We start from the raw sequence: 4846 nt of genomic DNA, 5'->3' as shown, positions 1-4846 counted from the left end.
CGAGCGCTACCTGCGCGAGCTGGGCGTGCGCCCGGCGAATTTCTACTACGAAAAGTTCGCCGCCAGCGCGGCCTGAACCCGAGCGAGCCAAGGAGATTCCCATGAACGACAGATTCCGCGACAAGGTCGCCCTGGTCAGCGGCGCCGCCCAGGGCATCGGCCTGGGCGTGGCCCGGCGCCTGCTGGAGGAAGGCGCGCGGGTGGTGGCGGTGGACCGCTCCGAGCTGGTCCACGAATTGGCCGGCGACGCCTGCCTGTGCCTGACCGCCGACCTGGAGCGCTACGCCGAATGCCAGCGGGCACTGGAGTGGACCCTGGAGCGTTTCGGCCGGCTGGACATCCTGGTCAACAACGTCGGCGGCACCCTCTGGGCGAAGCCCTACCAGCACTACGCCGAGGACGAGATCGAGGCCGAGCTGCGGCGTTCGCTGCTGCCCACCTTGTGGTGTTGCCGCGCGGCGCTGCCGGCGATGCTGGGGCAGGGTAGCGGGGCGATCGTCAACGTCTCGTCGGTTGCCACCCGCGGGGTCAACCGGGTGCCCTATGGCGCCGCCAAGGGCGGGGTGAACGCGCTGACCGCCTGCCTGGCGTTCGAGACCGCCGACCAGGGCATCCGCGTCAACGCGGTGGCGCCGGGCGGCACCGACGCGCCGCCGCGAAGGATTCCGCGCAACGCCGCGGCGCAGAGCGAGGAGGAGCGGCGCTGGTATCGACAGATCGTCGAGCAGACCCTCGACAGCAGCCTGATGAAGCGCTACGGCAGCATCGACGAGCAGGTCGCGGCGATCCTTTTCCTCGCCTCCGACGAGGCGTCCTACATCACCGGCGTGACCCTGCCGGTAGCTGGCGGCGACCTCGGCTGAGCGCTTCAGTCGCCGCTTTCGGTGAACTTCTCCAGATACAGCCGCAGATGTTCCAGGGAGCGCTCGCGCAGCCACTGGCGGACCGCCTCGACCATCGGCGGCGGCCCGCACAGGTAGAGGTCGAAAGCTTCGTCGCGCAGGCGGGCGGCGTCGAAATGCTCGTGCAGGTAGCCGCGCCGGCCGTCCCAGTCGGCGTCCGCCTCGCTGAGCACCGGGACGAAGCGGAAGCCGGGAAGCCGCTCGGCGTAGCCGGCGATCCGCTGCAATTCGCAGAGATCGGCGGCGCGGCGTACCCCGTAGTAGAGATGCACCGGCCGCTCGCAGCCGCGCTCGGCCAGTTCGTCGAGCATGCCGAGGAACGCCGACAGGCCGGTGCCGCCGGCCACCAGCAGCAACGGGCGCTCGACCTGGCGCAGGTAGAAGGTGCCCAGCGGCGCCTCGAAGCGGATCTCGTCGCCGACCCGGCACCCTTGGCGCAGGTAGTCGCTCATGGCGCCGCCCGGGAGCAGGCGGATGAGGAACTGCAGGTGGTTCTGCGGATTCGGCCGGTTGGCGAAGGAGTAGGCGCGCCGGCAGTCGCTGCCGGGTACTTGCAGGCGCGCGTACTGGCCGGGCAGGAAGTCCAACTGGCGGCCCGCGGCGCCGGCGTCGAGGCGGAGCAGCGCGGTGTCCTCGGAGAGCAGGCGCAGTTCGCGCACCACGCCGCTGTGCTCCTGGGCCGCGGCGGCGTGGCAGAGGGTCGAGGCGAAGTCGAAGTAGAAGGCCGCGTCGGAGCGCACCCGGGTCTGGCAGGCGAGCACCTTGCGCTGCTCCAGGTCGGCGGCGGAGAGGGTGTCCTCGTCGGCGTAGTCCAGGCTGTAGCTGCCCGCCTCGCAGCGGCCCATGCAGGTGCCGCAGACCCCTTCGCGGCAGTCCAGCGGCAGGTTGATGCCGTGGCGCAGGGCGGCGTCGAGGAGCAGGTCGTCGTGGCCGACGGGCAGGAACAGGGTCTTGCCGTCGGCGAAGCTGAGGGCGACTTTGTGATTCATCGTGACGGGGCCCGCCGTTCAGAGGTGGTAGAAGTCGAGGACCGAGTCGATCCGGTCGTTGAGCAGGACGATGTGCTTGCGCGCGATCAGCCAGGCCTCGCCATGGGGTTTCAGGCGGTAGGTGGCATGGCCGAAGAAGCTGCCGGTCTGGTCCAGGCGCTGGAACAGGGTCTGCCAGTTGACCCGCACTCGCAGCAGGCCTTCGCCTTCCTCGGCGATGCGCACGTTGCCGATCTGGTGCAGGGTGCGCGGCATCGGCACGGTGGACGCGGCCTTGCCGGTGCGGATACGGAACACCCGGTCTTCCAGGCCGGCACGGCTGGGGTAGTAGATCAGCGACATCTCGCGCTTCGGATCGCGGGTGTAGCGGTGCTCGGACTCCCACTGCGGCAGGTGGAACTCGCACTGTTCGTCGAACTGCGCGAGGTAGCCGTCCCAGTCCTGGGCATCGCAGAGTTCGGCGTGGCGGTAGAGGAACTGTTCGACGCGGTACTGCAGTCCGGCGTTCATGGGGTCACCTCCTTCGCGCGCAGGGCCAGGCGCTCCAGGCCGTCGAGGAGGAAGCGCCGCCAATGCGCGTGCTGGTTGACGTAGAGGCCTTCGTGGGTGATCTCGGTGCCGGTCAGCAGCGGCGCGATACCCAGCGCCTGGCTGTTCGGCGTCGCGCCTTCGAGCCACTTGCCGTGGCCGCGGGAGATGTCGCTCCAGCGCTCCAGGCGGGCCTGGAAGCCACGCTGGGCTTCGCGGAACTCCACCAGATCGTCGGGCGTGCCCATCCCGGAGACGTTGAAGAAGTCCTCGAACTGGCGGATCCGGTTCTCCCGGTCGGCGTCCGACTCGCCCTTGACGCCGATGCACTGGCTGACGATCTCGGTACGGTTCCAGGCCAGCGGGCGGACGATGCGCAGCTGCGAGCTGATCTGGTCGATGACGAACAGGCTGGGGTAGAGATTGAGGTTGCGCAGGCGATGCATCATCCACTCGGCGCGGGCCTGGCCGTATTCCGCCACCAGCCGCGGCATCACGCTGGCGTAGCCGGGGCGTACGGCGGGGTTGGGCATCTCGCTGAAGAGCACGCTGTGGCCGTTGGCGAAGGAGAACCAGCCGTCGTCGGTGGCCGCGTCGCCGGCGCCGAGCTTGCTGTAGTCGAGGGTGGCGGCCGCGCCGCCGCGCTCGGCCTCGACCTGCTGGCGGTGCTGCACGGTGGCTACGTAGTTGTAGTGCACGGTACTGACGTGATAGCCGTCCAGGCCATTCTCGTTCTGCAGCTTCCAGTTGCCTTCGTAGGTGTAGGTGGAGGTGCCGGGCAGCACTTCCAGCTCGCCGCTGGGAGACTGCGCCACCAGCATGTCGAGGAACACCCGGGCGTCGCCGAGGAAGTCCACCAGGTCGTCCTCGCCGGCGACGTCCAGGCTGACGAAGACGAAGCCCCTGTAGCTCTGGATGCGCGCTTTCTTCAGGCCGCGGGTGGCCTTGTCGAAGCCTTCCGGGTATTCGCCCGGCGCCTTGACCTTCACCAGCCGGCCGTCGTTCTTGTAGCACCAGGCATGGAACGGACAGGTGAAGGTCGACTGGTTGCCCTTGCCGACCCGCACCAGGGTCGCGCCGCGATGCTGGCAGGCGTTGACCAGCGCGTGCAACTGGCCGTTGCCGTCGCGGGTGACGATCAGCGGCTGGCGTCCGGCGCGCAGGGTGACGAAGTCGTGGGGCCTGGCCAGTTCGCTTTCGTGGCAGGCGTAGATCCAGTTCTTTTCGAAGATCAGCTCCATCTCCAGGTCGAACAGCTCCGGTTCGGTGAACATGTCCCGGGCGATGCGGAAGATGCCTTCCTCGGGACGGAAGTCGAGACAGCCGCCGACATAGTCGCGCCACTGTTCGAGGCTTCTGCGGGTAGCGTTCATGCGTTCTCACCCTTGTGCGTTGTCGTTATGGGTGACCCATTCAACGGCCACGAGCGGGGGCGGGCTATCCGCTTAGTCGACGATGCGCATCCCGAAAATGTGCGGCCGCCGAGGAGCGGCCGAGGGCCTCGCGGAGGGCTCGTTCCGGGTTCGAGCGGCGCTTGCGGCGGACGCTTTGTCCGGAAAGTCGGCGAACGCTATCCGGATAGTGGAGGATGCGGGGAGCCGGCCTTGCGCCGGCACATGCCTTGCATTTTGCTGAAAACAGAGCGCCAGCAGAGCGCATCCCCAGCCTTGCCGTGTCGAGTGCCGAACCATGATGAGGAGCCATCCCGTCGCCGATCGTGGCGATCTCCATGCCGACCACCTGGACCTGGCCGCCGCCCGTTCCTGGATGTCGAAGGTCTGCGGGCCGCACCGGCTGGAAGCGGCGAGCCCGGGACTGGTGCAGTTCCAGCACCACGGCAACGTGCTGAAGTCGATGTGCACCACCCTCGGCTACATCGGCTACGGCACCGACGTCACCATCACCGTCGAGGATGCCGCGGCGTTCAACGCCTACAGCCTGAGCCTGCCGCTCAGCGGCGAGCAGGAGCTGTGCCGGGGCGGGCTGCGCCTGCTCTCCGACGTCCGCCGCGGGGTGATCATCGCGCCCAACGAGCGCCAGGAGCTGAGCATCGCCGGGGACTGCCGCAAGCTGCAGGTGGTGATCGGCCGCACGGCGATGCGCAAGGTCCTGGAGGAGATGTTGCAGCGGCCGATCGATACGCCCTTGCGCTTCGATCCGGAGATGGATGCCCTGGACGGCGCCTCGGCGTCCTGGTGGCGCACCGTGCGGCACATCAGCGAGGAGATGGCGCGCAGCGAACTCTACGCCCAGGCGTTTTTCAGCAGCGACCTGGAACGCGCGCTGATCAAGGGACTGATCCTGGCCCAGCCGAACAACTACAGCGAGGCCCTGCAGCAGGGCCTTGGCGGGCGCCCGCCGCACTACCTGCTGCGCGCTCGCGAGTTTCTCCAGGCCAACGCCCGCGAGACCCTGAGCCTGGAGGAC

6 protein-coding genes are annotated in these 4846 nt (G+C 68.5%); 3 read left to right on the top strand and 3 right to left on the bottom strand.

What is annotated here, in order from left to right; genetic code table 11:
- Together FFS27_RS33875 and FFS27_RS28585 are read left to right on the top strand one after the other, a co-directional pair.
- Positions 1-76: hypothetical protein (locus FFS27_RS33875; protein WP_256659687.1), on the top strand; the 76-nt coding region annotated here is incomplete at its 5' end.
- Positions 77-101: 25 nt separating this feature from the next.
- The gene (locus FFS27_RS28585; RefSeq protein WP_023101213.1) at positions 102-863 is read left to right on the top strand and encodes a 1,6-dihydroxycyclohexa-2,4-diene-1-carboxylate dehydrogenase; all 762 of its coding nucleotides are present in this window, start codon (positions 102-104) and stop codon (positions 861-863) included.
- 5 nt (positions 864-868) lie between these two features.
- Here FFS27_RS28585 and antC read toward each other — a convergent pair whose 3' ends face one another.
- From antC to antA, 3 genes are read right to left on the bottom strand one after another with little or no spacing between them, the layout of a single operon-like run.
- The gene (gene antC, locus FFS27_RS28580) at positions 869-1891 is read right to left on the bottom strand and encodes an anthranilate 1,2-dioxygenase electron transfer component AntC (protein WP_021264862.1); all 1023 of its coding nucleotides are present in this window, start codon (positions 1889-1891) and stop codon (positions 869-871) included.
- A gap of 18 nt (positions 1892-1909) precedes the next feature.
- On the bottom strand, positions 1910-2401 hold the full coding sequence (gene antB / locus FFS27_RS28575) for an anthranilate 1,2-dioxygenase small subunit (RefSeq protein WP_003131295.1): 492 nt from the start codon (positions 2399-2401) through the stop codon (positions 1910-1912).
- Complete coding sequence (gene antA / locus FFS27_RS28570; RefSeq protein ID WP_003139109.1) at positions 2398-3792, bottom strand: anthranilate 1,2-dioxygenase large subunit; 1395 nt, start codon at positions 3790-3792, stop codon at positions 2398-2400. The genes antB and antA overlap by 4 nt, the downstream gene beginning before the upstream one ends.
- Positions 3793-4108: 316 nt before the next feature.
- Between antA and FFS27_RS28560 the strand changes: the two genes are divergently transcribed.
- Positions 4109-4846, top strand: a 738-nt coding sequence (locus FFS27_RS28560) for a cupin domain-containing protein (RefSeq protein ID WP_137952371.1), incomplete at its 3' end; no start/stop codon positions are given.

Origin of the sequence: Pseudomonas sp. 2VD (assembly GCF_005503585.1) — a bacterium.
Classification (GTDB): Bacteria; Pseudomonadota; Gammaproteobacteria; order Pseudomonadales; family Pseudomonadaceae; genus Pseudomonas; species Pseudomonas aeruginosa.
This window is presented reverse-complemented; position numbering and strand designations above follow the sequence as displayed.

What these genes read in the sequence shown, in the direction of transcription:
- FFS27_RS28585 (WP_023101213.1), top strand. Translation starts at nt 102, where the DNA reads ATGAACGACAGATTCCGCGACAAGGTCGCCCTGGTCAGCGGCGCCGCC.
- antC (WP_021264862.1), bottom strand. Translation starts at nt 1,891, where the DNA reads ATGAATCACAAAGTCGCCCTCAGCTTCGCCGACGGCAAGACCCTGTTC.
- antB (WP_003131295.1), bottom strand. Translation starts at nt 2,401, where the DNA reads ATGAACGCCGGACTGCAGTACCGCGTCGAACAGTTCCTCTACCGCCAC.
- antA (WP_003139109.1), bottom strand. Translation starts at nt 3,792, where the DNA reads ATGAACGCTACCCGCAGAAGCCTCGAACAGTGGCGCGACTATGTCGGC.